The sequence below is a fragment of the Acinetobacter sp. F9 genome (assembly GCF_019195275.1).
GTDB classification, from domain to species: Bacteria; Pseudomonadota; Gammaproteobacteria; order Pseudomonadales; family Moraxellaceae; genus Acinetobacter; species Acinetobacter pseudolwoffii.
This window is the reverse complement of sequence record NZ_CP078068.1, coordinates 795,659-813,996: the sequence shown is the minus strand read 5'-3', so window position 1 is coordinate 813,996 and position 18,338 is coordinate 795,659. Positions and strand designations below refer to the sequence as shown.

General features: G+C 42.7%; 18 protein-coding genes and 1 pseudogene. 7 read left to right on the top strand and 12 right to left on the bottom strand.

The genetic code is table 11. The features are described from left to right. Window positions 1-95 precede the first annotated feature (95 nt). From cxpE to KT990_RS03955, 4 genes are all read left to right on the top strand, one after another. Window positions 96-1,316: a chloramphenicol efflux transporter CxpE gene (gene cxpE / locus KT990_RS03970; protein ID WP_005097625.1), complete on the top strand. Its 1,221-nt coding sequence runs from the start codon at window positions 96-98 to the stop codon at window positions 1,314-1,316. A 14-nt stretch (window positions 1,317-1,330) separates the two neighbouring features. Then, entirely contained in the window at window positions 1,331-2,035 is a 705-nt protein-coding gene (hda, locus tag KT990_RS03965; protein ID WP_005097624.1) for a DnaA regulatory inactivator Hda, read from the top strand. Window positions 2,036-2,155: 120 nt separating this feature from the next. After that, window positions 2,156-3,955, top strand: a complete 1,800-nt coding sequence (gene rbtA / locus KT990_RS03960; RefSeq protein WP_180076234.1) for a rhombotarget A — start codon at window positions 2,156-2,158, stop codon at window positions 3,953-3,955. Window positions 3,956-3,964: 9 nt separating this feature from the next. Then, window positions 3,965-6,376, top strand: a complete 2,412-nt coding sequence (locus tag KT990_RS03955; RefSeq protein ID WP_218209198.1) for a CSLREA domain-containing protein — start codon at window positions 3,965-3,967, stop codon at window positions 6,374-6,376. Window positions 6,377-6,709: 333 nt separating this feature from the next. On the opposite strand, the gene KT990_RS03950 is transcribed toward KT990_RS03955, so the two are convergent. The 5 genes from KT990_RS03950 to KT990_RS03930 form a co-directional block, all read right to left on the bottom strand. Then, window positions 6,710-7,123, bottom strand: coding sequence for a DUF3106 domain-containing protein (locus KT990_RS03950; RefSeq protein WP_005097618.1), 414 nt, complete (start codon window positions 7,121-7,123; stop codon window positions 6,710-6,712). Beyond that, window positions 7,113-7,430, bottom strand: a complete 318-nt coding sequence (locus tag KT990_RS03945; protein ID WP_005097616.1) for a hypothetical protein — start codon at window positions 7,428-7,430, stop codon at window positions 7,113-7,115. Before KT990_RS03945 ends, KT990_RS03950 begins: the two co-directional genes overlap by 11 nt. After that, window positions 7,427-8,041, bottom strand: a complete 615-nt coding sequence (locus tag KT990_RS03940) for an RNA polymerase sigma factor (RefSeq protein ID WP_100329059.1) — start codon at window positions 8,039-8,041, stop codon at window positions 7,427-7,429. The genes KT990_RS03945 and KT990_RS03940 overlap by 4 nt, the downstream gene beginning before the upstream one ends. Window positions 8,042-8,208: 167 nt before the next feature. Continuing rightward, the gene (locus tag KT990_RS03935) at window positions 8,209-8,985 is read right to left on the bottom strand and encodes a TrmH family RNA methyltransferase (RefSeq protein WP_005097613.1); all 777 of its coding nucleotides are present in this window, start codon (window positions 8,983-8,985) and stop codon (window positions 8,209-8,211) included. A gap of 52 nt (window positions 8,986-9,037) precedes the next feature. Beyond that, window positions 9,038-10,012, bottom strand: coding sequence for a class 1 fructose-bisphosphatase (locus KT990_RS03930; RefSeq protein WP_218209197.1), 975 nt, complete (start codon window positions 10,010-10,012; stop codon window positions 9,038-9,040). 181 nt (window positions 10,013-10,193) lie between these two features. Between KT990_RS03930 and KT990_RS03925 the strand changes: the two genes are divergently transcribed. Further along, the gene (locus tag KT990_RS03925; RefSeq protein ID WP_005097610.1) at window positions 10,194-10,379 is read left to right on the top strand and encodes an NF038105 family protein; all 186 of its coding nucleotides are present in this window, start codon (window positions 10,194-10,196) and stop codon (window positions 10,377-10,379) included. A gap of 75 nt (window positions 10,380-10,454) precedes the next feature. On the opposite strand, the gene pal is transcribed toward KT990_RS03925, so the two are convergent. From pal to KT990_RS03890, 7 genes are all read right to left on the bottom strand, one after another. Beyond that, window positions 10,455-11,027: a peptidoglycan-associated lipoprotein Pal gene (gene pal / locus KT990_RS03920; protein WP_100357460.1), complete on the bottom strand. Its 573-nt coding sequence runs from the start codon at window positions 11,025-11,027 to the stop codon at window positions 10,455-10,457. 54 nt (window positions 11,028-11,081) lie between these two features. Next, a complete protein-coding gene (gene tolB / locus KT990_RS03915; RefSeq protein WP_171255748.1) occupies window positions 11,082-12,365 on the bottom strand; it encodes a Tol-Pal system beta propeller repeat protein TolB in 1,284 nt (427 codons plus the stop codon). A 204-nt stretch (window positions 12,366-12,569) separates the two neighbouring features. Then, window positions 12,570-13,907 carry a cell envelope integrity protein TolA gene (gene tolA, locus KT990_RS03910; RefSeq protein ID WP_218209196.1) on the bottom strand — a complete coding sequence of 446 codons (1,338 nt, stop codon included), beginning with the start codon at window positions 13,905-13,907 and terminating at the stop codon, window positions 12,570-12,572. A 3-nt stretch (window positions 13,908-13,910) separates the two neighbouring features. After that, window positions 13,911-14,360 carry a protein TolR gene (gene tolR, locus KT990_RS03905; RefSeq protein ID WP_005170046.1) on the bottom strand — a complete coding sequence of 150 codons (450 nt, stop codon included), beginning with the start codon at window positions 14,358-14,360 and terminating at the stop codon, window positions 13,911-13,913. Beyond that, entirely contained in the window at window positions 14,360-15,058 is a 699-nt protein-coding gene (gene tolQ / locus KT990_RS03900; RefSeq protein ID WP_004279111.1) for a protein TolQ, read from the bottom strand. The genes tolR and tolQ overlap by 1 nt, the downstream gene beginning before the upstream one ends. Window positions 15,059-15,084: 26 nt before the next feature. Continuing rightward, the gene (gene ybgC / locus KT990_RS03895; RefSeq protein ID WP_004731733.1) at window positions 15,085-15,492 is read right to left on the bottom strand and encodes a tol-pal system-associated acyl-CoA thioesterase; all 408 of its coding nucleotides are present in this window, start codon (window positions 15,490-15,492) and stop codon (window positions 15,085-15,087) included. A gap of 266 nt (window positions 15,493-15,758) precedes the next feature. Then, window positions 15,759-17,102, bottom strand: coding sequence for an amidohydrolase (locus tag KT990_RS03890; protein ID WP_218209371.1), 1,344 nt, complete (start codon window positions 17,100-17,102; stop codon window positions 15,759-15,761). Window positions 17,103-17,351: 249 nt separating this feature from the next. On the opposite strand from KT990_RS03890, the pseudogene KT990_RS03885 reads away from it, so the two are divergent. Continuing rightward, a pseudogene (locus tag KT990_RS03885) lies at window positions 17,352-17,621 on the top strand (acetamidase); the annotation flags it as partial. A 158-nt stretch (window positions 17,622-17,779) separates the two neighbouring features. Beyond that, window positions 17,780-18,338: hypothetical protein (locus KT990_RS03880; protein ID WP_218209195.1), on the top strand; the 559-nt coding region annotated here is incomplete at its 3' end.

Below are 18,338 nucleotides of genomic sequence, written 5' to 3'. Positions count from 1 at the left end.
TATATAAAACTCTTATGGTATTTCTGATCTAAAATGCTATCTTTATTGAAATATTTTAATTTTTAGAATGATTAATAGAGAAAAGGCGAAACTTTATGGTAGATCGCACATTGCGTCGCGTGTTTATCCTAGCTGGGATAGCTTTATTGTTATGGACTTTATACTTATTAAAACCCGTTGTAATTCCATTTGTTGCAGCACTTTTAGTGGCTTATCTATTTAGCCCGCTGGTGGATAAATTGCATGATGTGGGTCTGCCGCGTTGGCTTTCTATTAGTATCGTTTTTATCGGAATCGGAATTGTACTGACCTTGGCCATCTGGTATTTAGTGCCACTGATCTGGCAACAGTTGATGTATGCACGTGACAATATACCCGCGATCATTGGATGGATTAATTCGACCTTTTTACCATGGTTGTCCAATACCTTTAATGTCGTTGAAATGGAAATTGATACCAATCAGATTTCTGATGTGGTCATGAATTATGTACAAACCAATTATAGCGCAGACAGTATTCAGGCATTCTTGTTACGCCTTGCTCAATCCGGAATTAATTTTCTCCAGATTGGCGGTACGATTGTCTTAATTCCCATCATTGCCTTCTATTTTCTGCTGGATTGGGATCGTATGCTGGGGAGTTTGCGCCGCCTGATTCCACGTCCTTATGAAAAAAGTACACTAAAAATTGTAGGCGAATGTCATAGCGTGCTGGGTGCTTTTGTTAAAGGGCAGTTTCTGGTCATGATCTTGCTGGGAATTGTCTATGCGGTGGGCTTGCAACTGATTGGTCTTGAAGTTGGATTGATTATTGGTATGGTGGCAGGTCTGGCCAGTATTATTCCTTATCTGGGCTTTGCAGTCGGTATTATTGCAGCGGTGATTGCGACCTTACTGCAATTTGGGATTGACTGGTGGCAACTGGTATTGGTCGGCATTGTGTTTATGGTCGGACAGGCAGTTGAAGGTTATATTCTGCAACCATTCTTGCTGGGCGATAAAATTGGTCTTTCTCCTGTTGCCGTAGTATTTGCCGTATTGGCAGGTGCACAGCTGGCAGGCTTCCTGGGAATGCTGATTGCATTACCGGTGGCAGCCGTGATTGTGGTACTACTGCGGCATGTACGCGAGTACTATGAACACACAACATTTTATGGCGATCGGGCCATTGTGATGCAAGATGCCTCTACTGGTTCAATCAATATCGAAACAGCAGACTTAGATGTTGATATTGAAATGAAAAAGCCAGAGAAAAAACCGCTGCAAGCAGAGGAGAACTCAAGTAAAATTCATGATCCCCATGGTAGAGACTCATAAGGCCAAAAAATCATATGCGTCAATTGCAGTTAGATATAGAACCTCAGCTCGATGCCCGAATCAGTGATTTTTCAGGGCCAGGTTGGGGGCATGTGATTGATGCAGTGCGTCAATTACATGCAGGCTTAATCAGCCGTTTTTATGTCTATGGTGGGGCGGGTACAGGGAAAAGTCATTTATTGTCTGCTATCTGTGACTCTTATCTTGAAGTAGGGAAATCTGCGATTCAGGTATCTTTACTTGAGCTTCTAGATGCCCCGACCGAGGCGATTACCTCGCTGGATCGTTTTGATCTGGTCGCACTCGATGATATTGAAGCGATTAGTGGTGTGCCGCATTGGCAGCGCGCAGTCTTTCATCTGATTAATTATAATAATGAAGGCGGCGGACAGTTGGTATTTTCTTCACGCTTTGCGCCGATTGAACTTAAGCTTGAGTTACCAGATCTACAGTCACGCTTAACACAAGCGGTGAGTACCCGTGTGCCGAGTGGTAGTCTCTATGCTGATCGTTATGCGCTGGTTTCATCCGTACTAGATCGTCGGGGGATTCATTTAGATCCTCAAATTTTTGACTATTTACTGAGTCATGGGCCACATCAAACTTCGGTACTTCTTCAGAGATTAGAGCAAATTATTCAACTGCTTAAGGGAGAAAAACTGAAGGTCAGCAATGCCAATCTGCGACAGATTTATGCCTTGATTGACGAATATCGGTAAATCATAAAAATTCTTGAGTAATTACTCAGTCTATGCCACAGTAAGGCAAAATAATTCACAGTTGCAAGGATTCTGCAACTTTAGAAGAAAAAGAAAGAAATAAAAATTAAGGAGAAGGTTATGCTCAAGAAGAGCATAGGCATGGCTTTGCTGTGTATGGCAGGGCAGGCGTATAGTGCAGATATTATTGTAACCACGACAGAAGATATTGAAAAAGATGACAAGGAATGTTCACTTCGAGAAGCCGTTGAATATATTAACCGGGGCTTAGCCAAAGAAGGTTTTATGGGATGTGGTGGAGAAAATTCATCCAGTACCATTATTTTAAAAGAAAAAAATACTTATGTGCTCAATAAGCATATAGCAATCAAAAAATCTCTAAGCATTCGGTCTGTAGCTGATAGCGATGAAGAATTCAGTACAACTGAAAAAACACTGGGTCTGCATAATGCCCATATTCAAATGCAAGGAACTGACAATCTATTTCGCCTTAACAGCACAGATACACTAGTTCAGCTTAACTTAAAAGAACTAGACCTCGAAGGCTGTGGCAAAGTCAGTTGTGCTGAACAAGGTGGTCTGATTCATAATAAAGGCCAAGTGGTGGTTGAATATAGCCGTTTATTTAATGGTGCAGCCAATTTGGGTGGGGCAATTTATAATACGGGACAATTTGGTCAGAACTTTCTCAGTCGTGTTGAAATTAAAAATAGCCTGATTGAAAATAACAAAGCACAACGAGGTGGCATTTTATATAGCGAGTTGCCCGCTTTCCTTATCAGGCAAAGTGTCCTTAAAAATAACCAGACCTTAAATAACTCGGCGGCCAATATTTATAGCGCCGGGCAGTTTGCTGACACAGAGAATCTTCAAAACATTAGTGCCGAAGTATTAAGTAGTACCCTATTAAAAAATAAGGGGACACTCATTAATGTCATGGACGGGATGGGATTAAATAACCTAACGATCGTTGATAATGCTGATACTGCTTTACGTATGAATGCCCCGGCTGGCAGGGCTTATGTGGCAAATAGTATTATTTTAAGAAATGGTGCACAGGACTGCCAAATTGAAAACGGCGATAAAACCCTGATTCAAAACAATCTGCTGACTGTGTCCTGCGGTACAGGGGATGCTGTTGCTCCAAATGAGCTTTGGAATGGTACACAAATCTTAGCCGAAGCTTCAAATAAGAGTGAAGGTGTTTGTCAAACCTTGAGTGAAAATAGCACAGCCATACTTTGTCCATACAGCGTTGCTAAAGGGCAATTTCTTGGTTATATGCGTCCACGTATTTTATTAAGTCATAATCAGGTCAGCGACTCATCTATTGTAAATAGAGGTACAGCGCTTAATCTTGCAGCCCCGACAGTGGCATGTGAAGCTGCTGACCAGCGTGGTATCAACCGTTTAATGGATAATCTGTTCTGTGACCGTGGTGCGATTGAAATCACTGTGCCAACCTCAGGGAGTCTGGTTGGACAAGACCTGTTAAAAGGTGAAATTGCCAAATTTTCAATTGAATCCTTTTTGGGTGATAGTGATTTAATTCCAAAAGAACAATGCAATGTCATGGTTGGTCAACAGCCGACAGGTGAGCCTTGGCAAGATGGATGTTTGAAAGTTGTGCAAACTAAAACAGAGTCCAAAGGTAAAACACGCATCGATATTCATGGCAATGTGGTGTATACCCCAGATTCGACTTGGCATGGGGCAGATATCTTCGAGCTGCAAGTGGTAACCACATCCACGCGATTTAATAAAAGTAAACCTTATCTGACCATTACCACTCAAATCGTGCAGGAGCCAAAAAATGAAATGGAAGACAAATCAGTCAAAACTTCAGGTGGTGCATGGGGCTTTGGTGGGCTACTGATTTTAATTGGGTTAATGGGTTTGCGCCGTGAATTAAAAGATTAAGGAAAAATCATGAAAAATTATAAAAAAGGACTGCTTGCGGCCATGATTTTATCTGCCATGAGTTTGATGGCAGCCGAAGATAAAACCATCTATGTCACCACTTTGGTGGATGAAGACGGAGAGAACAGTAATGCCTGCTCTTTGCGAGAAGCGATTAAAACTGCAAAATTAGATAAATCCTATGGCGGATGTAACGTCGGCCGTACGCTTCGGCTGGATGGTTCAGCCCCAGACGTGATTCAGCTTGAAGCGGGTGAATACAAATTAGACAGCGAACTTGTCATTGAGTCCGCGCTCAAAATTTATGGAAAAACGCCCTTTAGTTATACCAGTCGTAGTCCGATTACGAATTTATACCCAACCCGTGATGCTTTAAAAACCACGATTTCAGGTCAGGGAAAAACCCGTCTCTTTAACAGTATGGCCAGTCAATCCAGTCTGGAAGTCTATCATCTCATCTTAAAAGATGGTTATGCGGCAAAAAATACACAGGATAAGGGCAATGGCGGTACCTTTTATGTGGCGGGCCCCTTAAGCATTAATAGCAGTGAAATCGTAAATTCCCGGGCAGATGCAGAAGGGGGGGCTATTTATACGGTGGCGATGAATACCGAAAGGAGTGTGATCATCCAAGATTCGCTGCTTCACCAAAATAAGGCAAGTTCATATGGTAGTGTGCTGGCTATGGATTGCCAGGGGAATTTAGGGACGACTCAAACCAATGTAAAAGTTAGTTCTAGTAGTATTGTTAAAAATGGGTCAGAAAATACGGCCAGCATTCTTGATTTTTGTGGTTATGCAACCGTAGAGTTGAATAATTCTACCATTGCCAAAAATACTGCGAGTCAGACAGGGCATATTTTGCGTATGACCAATCAAGCCAATCGCCCTCTCAGTGCCTTTTCCAGTTTAACTGCCTTAAGTAATACTATTGTTGAGAATGCAGCTCAATCTACTTTATTTTATGACAAAACAGGTTCTAAATATTTCTATTTTAATGTTTTAGCATTTAATCAGGGCTTATCTTGTGAATATGCCTTAAATCAGGGGAATCCGACTAAGGAGCAAAGCGTCGTATTTACTACTGTTAAAAATGCCATACAAACCACTGGACTATCACGTTGTGTATTGCCAGAGTTAGATGCGGATGAAACTTCAAACAATCTTGACGTTTCTGACAGCACGATAAACAACTTATTAACAGCCTATATTGAGCCTGCAATTGATAACCGTTTTCTAGGCATGTATTACCCACGTGATAATGGAACAGCTACAGATTTGGTAGATGTGGGGGTAAGTGGCTGTGCTGAACAGGATCAACGTGGCATTGATCGGGTGGTGGGATCTACTCTTACCTTAAATCCAGATGCAAAAAATAGCTGTGAAATCGGTTCAATCGAAATCCGACGTCTGACCGCAGCAGATATCACAGATCTGAAAAATAGCAGCTTGGTCGATTTGAATAATTTTTATCAGGACAATATAACTGACATCAAAAGTATTATTGCAAATAAGAATACGCCAGCAGAGGAAATACCTGGTTTAAAGGAAGAGTTAAAAGAATACGAAGATTTACTTAAATATACCAAGCAATATCAGCAATACCGTGCAATTTATGTCAATCCCTTTGTGCTGGCCATGCCTCAGGAAACCTTGATGGGCAATACGGTTCAAACCAAAGTCTTGAATGCACAAAATTATGATATTAGTGTTAAGTCTTTAGGAGTAGGTGAGTTAATTGGTACCGGTAGTTCGACCAGTGTGAAGGGTGATCCGAATGATCCCAATCTTAAGTGTGAATGGAAGCCTGATCTCAACCGGATTATGATGTATCGTACCGATGGGAAAATGACCAAGGCAACAGATATGGAATTCTGTAGCTATACTCTCAAAGATAAGGCCACGGGGATCAGCAGTGCTGGAATTTTAAAAGCAGCTTTTAACAATATTGCACCGATTGCCAAGAGTGATGAATACTGGATTAGCCCAGAGAATAATCTGACAGTGGTTGTGAATCCACTTGAAAATGATAGTGATGATGGTGATGGGCCTCTACCTTCAGGAAAGTCGGCTTTTTATCAGGATAAAGAGGGAAAAGAGATTCCAATTCGTATTGTGAAGATTCCTGCCGGAGTTTCTCTTAATGCAGAGCGACAAGGCCCTTGTCCTGATACTTATCAGCGCGAGACCTGCTATGGTGGAAAGCTGACATTTAGTGTGAGAAATAACTTAAGCCAGGCAGATTACAGCATGCAGTATACGATTTTTGATGCAGATGAAAAAATGTCTGAAACAGCAATGATCCTGCTACGAAATACGGTAAAAAATGCCAATACGTCATCAAGTGGTGGTGGCTCATTCGGAATTTGGGGACTATTCGGATTATTTGGGCTGGTCGCTTATCGCCGTCTAAGAAAATAAAACCTAATTGGAAAATTCAAAAGCCTCCATTTGGAAGAATGCTGATCAGTTAAGGAGTTTAGAAATAGACGCTTTAACTTTTTAGTGGTTCACGATGGAGTCTTAAGGTTTTAAATCAAATATTTGTCATATCATTTGTGACTTTGGTTTTACCCAAATGAGAAGCGGAGTTTCACAAGGAAGGCATCTTGCGGAGCAATACACCTCATGCATCCAACAGTTGCGGATGACTTTTCCACCTGGCAAATATGATCATGAATTTAAAAAAGAAAATGCCAGTCAATTGTTTAACTGACTGGCATTATCCATTTGGAGGCTTTTTATATGGGTCGCTTAATGCGAGCTAGAGGGTGGTTGAGTCGTTTGCTGGTATTTGAGAATGTACTCTTCCCGAATGGCAAGTCGTTCTTCAGGTTTGGCATTTTGCATGCGTAAGCCAAGTTCTCGACGTTCCTGACTGCTCATCATTTGCCAAGTCTCACGCATTCTTTGTTTTTCAACCTCAGGAAGCTGGGTAAACCAGTCCATACGCTGCTGTAAGCTGACGCTCTGCTGTTCTGGAATTTCCTTGAGGGACTGATAGCGTTTAATAAGTGCCAACTGTTCGGAATCAGAAAGACTATCCCAGGTATCGGAAACCTGAGTATTTGCATCTTTAGAAAAGATCCAAAAACGTTCAAATCCTGCAAAACTGGTTTGCAGAAAACTGAATGCACAAAAAGCAATTGCCAATCTTTTAGCTGCCATGTGGAACTTTGTCCTCACCTAGAACCATTAGCATTTCTAAATCTTCAAGCATTTGTGGGGACAGTTTCGGTACTGACACCATTTGGGTTTGCGGCTCATTGTGGCTAGAAATATTGGGTAATACCACAACACCTGCAATTGCTGCTGCCAAGGCAAAACCTGACATTTTTAAAAATGCAAAACGTGAATGTTTAGAATCCTGAATTTCTTCAAGAACATGGTGCATGACAACAGGTTTGTGTTTATGTTGTTGTGCCAGTCCATCGAGTTTGGAAGTTACTTGTTTTAAGAAATCATCTTGATTCATTCGGATGACCCTCCCAGATATGGATTTAAATGTGCCAAAGAGGCACGTAAGCCTTGAATAGCACGGTGATAATGAGTTTTTACACTGCCTTCTGAGCAGTCCATAATTTGTGCGGTGGTATGCGTATCAAATCCTTCCCAAGCTCTCAGCATAAATGCCTGCTGCTGACGTACAGGTAGTTTGGCAATAGCTTCCTGGATTTCTTCAGCTGTCACTGCCTGATCCAGAAAGTCCAAAGGCGTCGGTGTAGCTTCGTCCACGATATCCTCAAGTTCAATTTCGTCATCATCCAGACTGACTTTCTTAAAAAATGAAAACATCTGACCACGCCGTGCTTCTTTACGACGCCAATCCTGTAATTTGTTGTTCAGAATTGTATAAAATAGGGGATACCATTCTTCAGTACTTTTTTCCGCATAGGATTTATGTAAGGAAATGAAAGCTTCCTGAACCAGATCCATGGCAATACCATGATGACCTTGAGTTGCACTTTCCATCATCACCAAGGCGCGTCCAGTCACATCTTGCATAAAATTCTTCAGACGTGCTTCAGCCGTACTCTTCAGAATACTTACATCGTGTGATTGCAACTGTTTTGGTGCTAAATCCATAGAGATGGAAAATCCTGTCATTGGACACCCACCATGATTCCCAAGTTCATAATCATATAACGTTGGGAATTATGGTTTGGTTGACAATTAAGTTTATTATTTTTGTAGTGTAATCTATTTTATAAACGGGCAGGGCCGAATTAAAACACTGTAACCTAAATCCCTAATTAGATACGTTGACGTACCATTTCAAAGAAACAGATCGATCCTGCAATCGCAACATTTAAGGATTCCTGACCACCCGGCTGCGGAATACTGACAGCTTCTGCGTGTTGCATTGCATAATCAGAAACGCCTTGACCTTCATTGCCCAAGATCCATACGCAAGGTTTACCTAAATCTTTTGAGTACAGACTTTCGGCACGATGTGAGCTGGTGACGTATACAGGAATTTGAAATTGCTCAAGAATTTGTTCAAGTGCAATATTTTCAAAAGTTTGCAGCGTGAAGTGCGCACCCATACCGGCACGTAATACTCGTGGTGACCAGAGTGAGGCAGAACCTTTGGTGCAGACAATCTGTTCAATACCGGCTGCTGCTGCAGAGCGAAGCAGGGTACCAACATTACCCGGATCCTGTACATTTTCCAGAATTAAAGTGTCGGCTTTAAAATCCAGTGCATAATTTGCTGTCGGTAAAGTGACCACAGCTAAACAGGCTAAAGACGTTCCTAAGGTACTTAAATCTTTGTATAAAGATTCGCTTAAAACAAAGACCATCCCTGTGTATTTTGCGAGAATTTTTTCGAAATCAGGATGCGAAAGTGCATGTTCAGTGGTAAAAATCGAATCAATTTTACGGTTTTCATGCAGCCAGGCGAGAGACAGATGCGTGCCTTCCAGCACAGTTTGCCCCTGTTTTTTGCGATAGGTATTTTGTTCAATCAAACCACGTAAGTGTTTAATTTTTGGATTGTCTTTTGAATCAAGAAAAAAAGTTGGCATGGGAGATATAATCCACGGTAGCCGATTCAATATCGGCTACCGCTATAAAAAATTAGTTATGATAGCTGGTCACAAGATCAACTTCGTTTTTAGAACCGATAATCACTGGCACACGTTGATGTAGATCCGTTGGTTCGATCTCCAGAATACGGACACGGCCTGTGGTGGATGCGCCGCCAGCCTGCTCCATGAGCATACTCATTGGGTTGGCTTCATACATTAAACGCAGACGACCAGCTTTAGCCGGATCTTTAAAGTCGTATGGATACATGAATATACCGCTACGACAAAGAATACGGTGAATATCGCCCACCATACAGGCAACCCAGCGCATATTGAAATCTTTTTCACGAGGACCGGTTTTGCCTGCCAATAATTCATCGATATAACGTTGTACTGGTGCTTCCCAGTGGCGTTGATTCGAGGCATTGATCGCATATTCTTTGGTATCTGCAGCGACTTGAATCGCTTCAGAAGTTAGCAGGAATTCTTGAGTTTCCGGGTCAAAGGTAAAGAACACTACGCCTGCACCGACAGTCAATGCCATCATGGTCGATGGACCATACAGTACATAACCTGCAGCCACTTGATTGACACCGGCTTGCATAAAGTCTTCGGCCTGAGTCACGGCATTTTTCGCAGGAAGAATCGAGAAAATCGTACCCACACACATATTGATGTCGATATTACTTGAACCATCGAGTGGGTCGAACAAGACCAGAAATTGACCATTTTCTTGTGCAGGGGTGAATTCATCCAGTTCTTCTGAGGCCAAACCACCGACATTCGGGTGTTGCTGTAAAGCATCAATCAGATAATCATTGGAAATGACATCCAGTTTCTTTTGCTCTTCGCCTTGAACATTTTCATGCTGTGCACTTCCCAATACATCCGCTAAAGCACCTTTTTGCAGCAACAGATCGATGTCCTTGCAAGTGTTTGCAATCGTTTCAATAACTTGTGCAAGTTCAGGTGTGAGATTCCCGCTTTGTTGCTGTAAAAACTGGGATAGGGTGCGGTATGACATAAGGGAAAACTCCAAGACTTAAATCGGGAAAAAATGATCAAAACGATATGCGGCTATATTTTAGATGAGAACGTACTAAAAGAAAAATTAAACTGGATTATTTGTATCGATTTTGCCCTTGCAACTCCTGTGGAAAGTGCTATGTTGAAGGCAAGGGAAAATTGAGAATCGGAGCACAGATATGACAACATTAAAGTTTGATGCGACTCCAACGCCAAGTGAAGGCATTACTTTAGATGATATCTCTGAAGACAAGATGAAAGAAGCCTGGCGGGATTATGAAGCAAAACCAGAGTACAAACAATTCAATAAACACGACCTGATTGAATCGATGCAAGCAGTTGAACCAGGCCAGACCGTAGAATAAACAGATTTGTTCATTCAACCCAATAAAAAGCACTCAATCATGAGTGCTTTTTATTGGGTGCGCCAGCATTGAAAATTATTTCAACAATGGTGGTACCGCTTCATAATTAATTTCAACACGGCGGTTTTCTTTCCAGGCATTTTCATCATGACCTGGATTGATTGGCATTTCCTTACCATAGCTGACGGCTTCTAATTGAGCAGTATTTACACCAGTGGTCACCAGGAAGCTTTCAACAGCTTTGGCACGACGCTCACCAAGCGCCATGTTGTATTCACGGGTACCACGTTCATCGGTGTGACCGGTGAGTGCGACACGTGAGTTGGCATTGGCCATCAGGAATTGTGCATGTGCTTGTAGTGTACGAAGATCTTCATTGCTGAGTTCAGTACTGTCATAGTCAAAATGTACGACACGTTTTGCCAAGAAAGCCTTGTTTTCTGCAGTAACACCCTTTGCAGAGGCACCCGCCATGTTTTGTGCATTTAATGCAGCATCTTCACTCAGACCTTGCGTATCCACTGTGGTTGAGCTGGTTGTATCTAAACCGCCGGTTTGAACTTCAGCGGCAGGTTTACGGCTCGCACAACCTGTCATGACGACAGCTGCTGCTAAAAGTGGTAAGGCAAATAATTTTACTTTGTTCATCTTCATCTCCATGAAGTTTGATTATGGGGTAAAAGGTTTATACAGATACCAATGTTATTTTGGTGCCCAAGCCGGTTCACGGACTTCGCCCGTTTCACTTGGCAAGTTCATACGGAAACGACCATCTAGTGACATGATCGACAGAAGTCCGCGCGCGCCTTCACGTGTGGCATACACCACCATCTGGCCATTTGGCGAGAAACTTGGTGATTCGTCTAGAGTTGTTGGCGTCAGAATATTATTTACACCAGAGTTCATGTCTTGAACGGCAACCCGATAGTTACTGCCGCTTGGACGATGAACCAATGCAAGTTTCTTGCCATCTGCGCTCAGCGTACCACGTGCATTAAATGCACCACGGAAGGTCAGACGTTTATTGCTACTTGAAGCGAGATCATGGCGATAAATCTGTGGAGATCCACCACGATCAGAAGTAAAGATAAAGGATTTTCCATCTGGAGCATAACGTGCTTCGGTATCGATCGCACTGTCATTGGTCATACGTTGTAATTGACGTGTTTCCAGATTCATCTGATAGATTTCCGGATTGCCATGCATGGATGCAGTAAACAGCATGCTCTTGCCATCTGGAGAGAAACTTGGTGCGCCATTTAAGCCACGGAAACTGGCCAGTTTTTCGCGTTGTCCTGTGGCCAGATCCTGTACATAAATTGCCGGACGTTTGGTTTCAAACGAGACATAAGCAATTTTTTTGGCATCCGGTGTCCAGGCTGGAGAAAGAATCGGATCACGCGAAGTCAAAATTGTTTTTGGCTGTTCGCCATCGGTATCAGCAATTTGCAAGGTATAACGTTGTTCTGGTGTTGCTGGATTACGCAGTACATAAGCAATACGTCCAGTAAAATCACCTGGAATGCCAGTTAATGCCTGATAGATGGCATCACTGATCATATGCGCTGCCTGACGGGTACGTGAGGCTGGAACAGTTAGTAATTCATTTAATAGATATTGTTTTTTTTCGATATCGTATAACTGATACTGGATTTCAAAAGAACCATCCGCTGTGGTTTTTGATGAACCGGTTACGACATAGGGAACGCCAGCGGATGCCCAAGCTTCTGCATTCGGGTTATTTAATGTGGCAGTCGCAGGCAGGTTTTTTGAAGCACTGGTAAATCTGCCTGAACGATTCAAGTCATTTTCAACAATAGGATAGATGCTCTGATCCTGACTGAATGGCACAATGGCGATTTTAGGTGCTGCCTCAGGTGCCTTGGTAATTTCCAGATGCAACTGGGCATAGGACTGAGTTGCCAAGACAGGACTTAAAGCGCCAATGATTGCGAGGCAGAGTAGGTGTTTGCGAGTCTTTTCCATCATTCGTTATTTACTCAAATCAACGGATTTATTGTATAGGTAGCTTGGGCTACATCATCGCATGGATTTAATAGAATAAAACCAGGATTTTATGACCAAACTGTTATGACACTGTGAAAAATGAATATTATTTAATCATATTAAAGTGAAGTTTAGCTGAAAAAATCAAAGCCATCACCTCAATAATGTGTGATGGCTTGGTTTTTATTGTGCGGTAAAGGTTGATGTAAAACTTCGTGCTTCTCGGCGTGCATCTGGATCTGAAGGCATCGGATACGGCGCAGCAGCCCGTACCGCAGCTTCGACACTGGCTTTCATGTCTGCATCACTTGAGTTCACGATGACAGAAACCACACCCCCATTATCATTCAAGGTCACACGAGCAGTAGCGCGCTGACCTGACGATCCCACTGGGGTATCCCAAGCACGTTTAATTTTATTTTCGAAATCACGTTTTGCAGTAGACGCAATCCGTTTTGATTCTGCTTTTTTCTGAGCAGCTTCTTCAGCGGCCTGTTTGGCTGCTGAAGCCTTGGCATCTGCCTCAGCTTTGGCTTTTGCATCGGCATCTGCCTTACGTTTTGCATCCGCGTCTGCTTTTGCCTTTGCAGCAGCATCGTTTTTGGCTTTTGCATCGGCATCCGCCTTACGTTTTGCATCCGCCTCAGCTTTTGCTTTAGCTGTCGCCTCTGCTTTGGCCTTTGCAGCAGCATCGTTTTTGGCTTTTGCATCGGCATCCGCCTTACGTTTTGCATCCGCCTCAGCTTTTGCTTTAGCTGTCGCCTCTGCTTTGGCTTTTGCATCCGCATCAGCTTTACGTTTCGCCTCCGCATCTCCCTTACGTTTTGCATCCGCCTCAGCTTTTGCTTTAGCTGCCGCCTCAGCTTTGGCTTTTGCATCCGCGTCAGCTTTCGCCTTTGCAGCAGCATCTGCCTTGGCTTTCGCAGCGTCATCGGCTTTTTGTTTGGCGGCCAAATCCGCTTTTTTCTGAGCATCTAATTTGGCTTTCTGTGCAGCATCCGCTTTACGCTGTGCATTTGCTTCAGCCTGACGAGCAGCTTCGGCATCTGCCTTGGATTTTTGTGCTGCCTCCGCTTTTGCTCTGGCTGCTGCCTGTTTCGCCTGTTCGGCAGCTTCGGCACGTTTCGCTGCTTCAGCAGCTTGTTGTACAGCCTTGGCTTGCGCTACCTCTTTGAGTTCCTGCTGGGCTTTTTGTGTATCCACTTTCGGTGCAGGCGGAGCAGCAGGTGTGGCAGGCGCCGCTGTCGGAATGACTGGCGCAGGCTCAGGACTAGGTTCAGCTGTTTGAGTAATTTCTTCTGCGACATTTTCATGTGCAGTTTCCTCAAACGGCGTTTCTTCTCGGGTGACCGGTTTGAGGTCCTCAGGTTTGATCAGGACCGTTTTAATCTGCTTCGGCGGTTCAGGTGGTTTACTCATGCCAAGATAAAGTAAACCCACCAAAGCCACGGCATGGATTCCTAAGGTGAATCCAATCGCGATGGCTTTTTTCTGAAATGGTGGCTTTTTATAATCTTTCATACATTATTCTAATGGCTGGGTCAGTAAACCGACCTGAGATAAACCGGCATCCTGCAGGCTGGACATCAAGGCCATGACATCGCCATAAGGACGGGTATTGTGGCCATTGATCACGACATTCAGCACTTTATTGTCATTTTGTGCCTGTGTTTGCGCTTCAACAAGGGCAGCAGTCAATTCATCCAGCGTGACTGGGCCAGTGGCCTGATTTTTATGTTCTAAATAATATGAACCATCTTCTTTCAAGGTGACAATGGTCGGTGCATCTTTAGATTCAATCGGTAGCCCATTGGCCTGAGGTAGGTCGACCTTGATGCCACTGGTGATCATGGGTGCGGTGACCATAAAGATCACCAGAAGCACCAGCATCACATCAATATAAGGTACGACATTCATGTCACTTTTCAGTGGCTTTTTAATACGCTGAAAGCGTCCTGAACCTTGAATCGCCATTAGTCTTTGTCCTGAGTTATGCCCACGGACTGACGTTGTAGCAGTGCCACCATTTCTTCGGCAAACAGGGCACGATCAGAGTAAACGGTTTCACCTTTGGCCGTGAAATGGTTAAAGGCCAACACCGCTGGAATAGCTGCGAACAGGCCAATGGCAGTTGCAATCAGGGCTTCAGCAATACCAGGTGCAACCGTCGCCAGCGTCACCTGATCGACATCTGCCAGGCCAATAAAAGCGTTCATGATGCCCCAGACGGTACCGAACAGACCAACATAAGGTGCAACCGAACCAATACTGGCCAAAGCACCGAGTCCTTGCTCCAGATGACCTTGATCACGGCTCAGGCCGACACGCAGAATACGCTCTGTTCCTTCAATGGACTGGGCAGTCGGTGCATGGCGTTTTTTCAGTTTCAGGAACTCACCCAGACCCTGATAGAAAATATCTTCAAGGCCAGTGCGTTTAGAATTGAGCTGGGCATTGTTATACAGGGTATTCAGTTCAGCGCCAGACCAGAAGATTTTCTGGAAATGTTCATCATCGGCCTGGGCTTTTTTATAACTCATATAGAGTCTGGCAATCAGATACCAGCTATATATTGAGGCTAACAGAAGAGAAAGCATCACCAGTTGTACGACAGGGCTTGCTTGTAAAATAAGATCTGAAACTTGAAGAGATGATTCTAACTGAGTCGCCATAGTTGTTACGTGTGCCAATAAATTTTTTAGTCTTGTTCCAATTCTTTTTGAATTAGTTCGCGTATTTCATCCGGGAGTCGACGTGGTCGCATCTCTGCACTGATACATGCCAACTCAACCTCACCCGATGCAAGCATGATTTCACCACGATAAATATTTTGTTGCAATACAAATGATGAAGCTTTACATGAAATCACACGTGCAGTAACAGTAATTAAATCATCCATCAGGATGGGGCGCATATATTTGACATTAATTTTGTGTACCACAAAATTATATTCTGCCTGTTGCCAGTAATGACTGACTCCGGCAGCACGCAGCCATTCGGTACGGGTACGTTCCATATAGCGAATGTGGTTAGCATGGTAGACAATACCACCTAGATCAGTATCTTCAATATATACGCGGATATTGAATTCAAAATGATTCGCCATAGTTTTGTTCCATGCAGATGTTCGAAATTTTTGCTTGTTTTTTGGAGAGAGGAAAATCCTTGAATTTGCCGGATTCCTGTCCAAAGTCAAGCAATTTAGCGGGACAAAGTTTAGCATTTTGAGTTTTGAGACCAATGGCACAAGATGTCAAATCTGGCTAGAAATAGTCAAGAGGAAGCGCAGAGCACCTGATAGCTCATTTATAAAACAGCAGAAGATGATGAAATGCGCGAGCTCATCAACTCGCGCATTTTTATAGCAGGCAATTAACCTTTATTGTTCTGTTTCCAGTTGGCCTGAACCTGTTCAGCCACTTTTGGATAATCCAGAATAAAGCGCACATGACTTTCGACACCGGTTTTTAAGGTCGCATCATCGACAATAAAGTTCGGATTATGGTTTGGCGCGGCTTTAGCCGGATCTTGATCGGCCGGCGTGGCACCGACAAAGACAAACAGGGATGGCATGAGCTGGCCATAGTAAGCAAAGTCTTCACTCGCACTGGCATTATTATCCAAGACATGCAATTTATCTTCACCATGGACTTTGGCCAGGGTCGGTTGCATCAGCTTGGTCAAAGTTTTGTCATTGGTGGTGACCGGGGCATAAGGCGCAATTTCGACTTTCACCTTGACATCGTTGGCTGCTGCATTGTGTTCTAGCATCTTCGGTAAGTCTTTTAAAATGCCTTGACGAACGTCTTCACTATTGGAGCGAATAGTCCCGACCATATTGACCTGATCTGGAATCACGTTACCGGTGGTACCACCCTGAATGCTACCAATACTGACCACGCCCATTCCTTTGGTCAGATCCGCTTTACGGCTGATCAAACTTTGCAGATTGGTGACCATCTGGGCAGAGGCATAAATTGGATCTTTTCCTGCCCAAGGCATCGAACCATGAACCTGACTTCCATTGACCTGGATGCGTAAATGATCGGCACTGTTTAAAATGGCACCATCTTTGTAGAAGATATTGCCACTTGGCATACCGGCCATGACATGCATACCGAAAATGACTTCAGGTTTTGGATTTTTCAGGGCGCCGTCCGCAATCATTTTACGCGAACCAATCTGATCGCCTTGGGTAAAGTTATCAATATCTGCACCACCTTCTTCGGCTGGCTGGAACACAAATACCACCGTTCCTGCAATTTTATCTTTGTTGGCGGCCAGAACTTTGGCTGCACCCAGTAACATGGCGGTATGCGCATCATGACCACAGGCATGCATCACATAAGATTCTTTGCCCTGATAAATGGCTTTTTGTTTGCTGGCGAATGATACCGGTGCAGTTTCCTTAATTGGTAATGCATCCATATCTGCACGCAATGCCATGACCGGGCCGGGTTTACCACCTTTTAGTACACCGATCACACCCGTTTTGGCATAACCTTTTCGTACTTCAATCCCATAGGATTTTAATTCTTTTTGAACCAGTTCCGAGGTTTTAAATTCCATATTCCCCAGCTCAGGATGTTGATGAATATGCTGGCGTAATTTTATGGTGTGCGCTTCAGCCGTTTGTACAGAATCATCAATCCAGTCGGCCAGACTGAGTTGGCTACAGAAAAGAAGAGGAAGACAAAGGGAAATCTGCTTATACATATTCATACTTGGGGAGAACCTTAAGAAATTGAAATGGTTAAAGTGATTCTCTAGGATTGCATATTGATTTAAATTTGACCAAAACTCTCTAAGTATTATGATAATACCTTTAAGGTATATTGCTTGTTAGACCTTGTTCTAAAAGAGCTTTATGAATGCTTTTACATTGTAAAATTATGTACCCTTATTTATTTTCTATATGTTAAAGGTATCAAAATTATCAATAAGACAAAATAAAAACAAATATCAAAAATAGATCAGGACAAGATTCCGCGACAATCATTAACGCAACCTTTGGGCGAAAATGATGAGTTCTAGATTACTCCAGGTTTAGATGAAGACCTTGATGAAGCCATGCGTAAGTCTACGCGTGAAGCAATCCGTTTTTTGGTCAATGAATACGGAATTTCAGAAGAAATTGCTTATACATACTTAAGTGTTGCAACGGATTTTGAAGTATCGCAAGTGGTAGATAAAACCAAAGGTATTCACGCGATGATTCGTAAAGCGGACTTTTAGGAGTTTAAGAAAAAAGAGAAGTAATTTTTTTATTTAGTTTTTTGTTTTGTGCTTTTGCCAACTGATTTAGACATGTCAGTTGGCTTTTTCTTTTGTAATGGTTTGAAAATTTTTAGAATATCAATAATAAAAATTTATTGAAATGAAATGGGGAAATTGTGGCAGAGCAGAATAATAATGCAGTGATGATTCAATTGCCATGGAGAGTGCCACAGCAACCTTTTGATCAAACGGCAAGTGTTGTAGAGAATCCAAATAGAAAGATGGAGCTTGATCTCAATCATTCGACAGATACGACAGCAATTTCACCATTTACTTTATCTGTCATTATTGCGCTTATTTTAGGTAGTTTCGCAACTTGGCTTGCTTATTGGTATGGATGTAAGAGTTTTCAACTCACAGAACTATCTTTTAAAGTAGTAAGTGAAGATATTAAAGAAGCAGCAGAATCTCATAGAAATATGACTAAACAACTTATAGAAAGTCAAGAAAAGTTAAAAAGAGTTGAATTACAAGAAGAATTTTATAGAGGTTGGAAACTTAAGTTAATAGACGATCTTGCTGTATTGAAACCATTAGTGCATAAATACATTACATTGTTAGGCTCTGTAGCTTTAGTACTAAATGATGTGAAAGACTGGTTCAAAAATAATGAATACGAAGATATGCGTTCAGAATTAAAGAGTTTAGAAGATGATATATTCCCTTTAATAGCTC

Excerpts from the sequence above, each read along its gene's own strand:
- cxpE (WP_005097625.1), top strand. The coding sequence starts at position 96 with ATGGTAGATCGCACATTGCGTCGCGTGTTTATCCTAGCTGGGATAGCT.
- hda (WP_005097624.1), top strand. The coding sequence starts at position 1,331 with ATGCGTCAATTGCAGTTAGATATAGAACCTCAGCTCGATGCCCGAATC.
- rbtA (WP_180076234.1), top strand. The coding sequence starts at position 2,156 with ATGCTCAAGAAGAGCATAGGCATGGCTTTGCTGTGTATGGCAGGGCAG.
- KT990_RS03955 (WP_218209198.1), top strand. The coding sequence starts at position 3,965 with ATGAAAAATTATAAAAAAGGACTGCTTGCGGCCATGATTTTATCTGCC.
- KT990_RS03950 (WP_005097618.1), bottom strand. The coding sequence starts at position 7,123 with ATGGCAGCTAAAAGATTGGCAATTGCTTTTTGTGCATTCAGTTTTCTG.
- KT990_RS03945 (WP_005097616.1), bottom strand. The coding sequence starts at position 7,430 with ATGAATCAAGATGATTTCTTAAAACAAGTAACTTCCAAACTCGATGGA.
- KT990_RS03940 (WP_100329059.1), bottom strand. The coding sequence starts at position 8,041 with ATGGATTTAGCACCAAAACAGTTGCAATCACACGATGTAAGTATTCTG.
- KT990_RS03935 (WP_005097613.1), bottom strand. The coding sequence starts at position 8,985 with ATGCCAACTTTTTTTCTTGATTCAAAAGACAATCCAAAAATTAAACAC.
- KT990_RS03930 (WP_218209197.1), bottom strand. The coding sequence starts at position 10,012 with ATGTCATACCGCACCCTATCCCAGTTTTTACAGCAACAAAGCGGGAAT.
- KT990_RS03925 (WP_005097610.1), top strand. The coding sequence starts at position 10,194 with ATGACAACATTAAAGTTTGATGCGACTCCAACGCCAAGTGAAGGCATT.
- pal (WP_100357460.1), bottom strand. The coding sequence starts at position 11,027 with ATGAACAAAGTAAAATTATTTGCCTTACCACTTTTAGCAGCAGCTGTC.
- tolB (WP_171255748.1), bottom strand. The coding sequence starts at position 12,365 with ATGGAAAAGACTCGCAAACACCTACTCTGCCTCGCAATCATTGGCGCT.
- tolA (WP_218209196.1), bottom strand. The coding sequence starts at position 13,907 with ATGAAAGATTATAAAAAGCCACCATTTCAGAAAAAAGCCATCGCGATT.
- tolR (WP_005170046.1), bottom strand. The coding sequence starts at position 14,360 with ATGGCGATTCAAGGTTCAGGACGCTTTCAGCGTATTAAAAAGCCACTG.
- tolQ (WP_004279111.1), bottom strand. The coding sequence starts at position 15,058 with ATGGCGACTCAGTTAGAATCATCTCTTCAAGTTTCAGATCTTATTTTA.
- ybgC (WP_004731733.1), bottom strand. The coding sequence starts at position 15,492 with ATGGCGAATCATTTTGAATTCAATATCCGCGTATATATTGAAGATACT.
- KT990_RS03890 (WP_218209371.1), bottom strand. The coding sequence starts at position 17,102 with ATGTATAAGCAGATTTCCCTTTGTCTTCCTCTTCTTTTCTGTAGCCAA.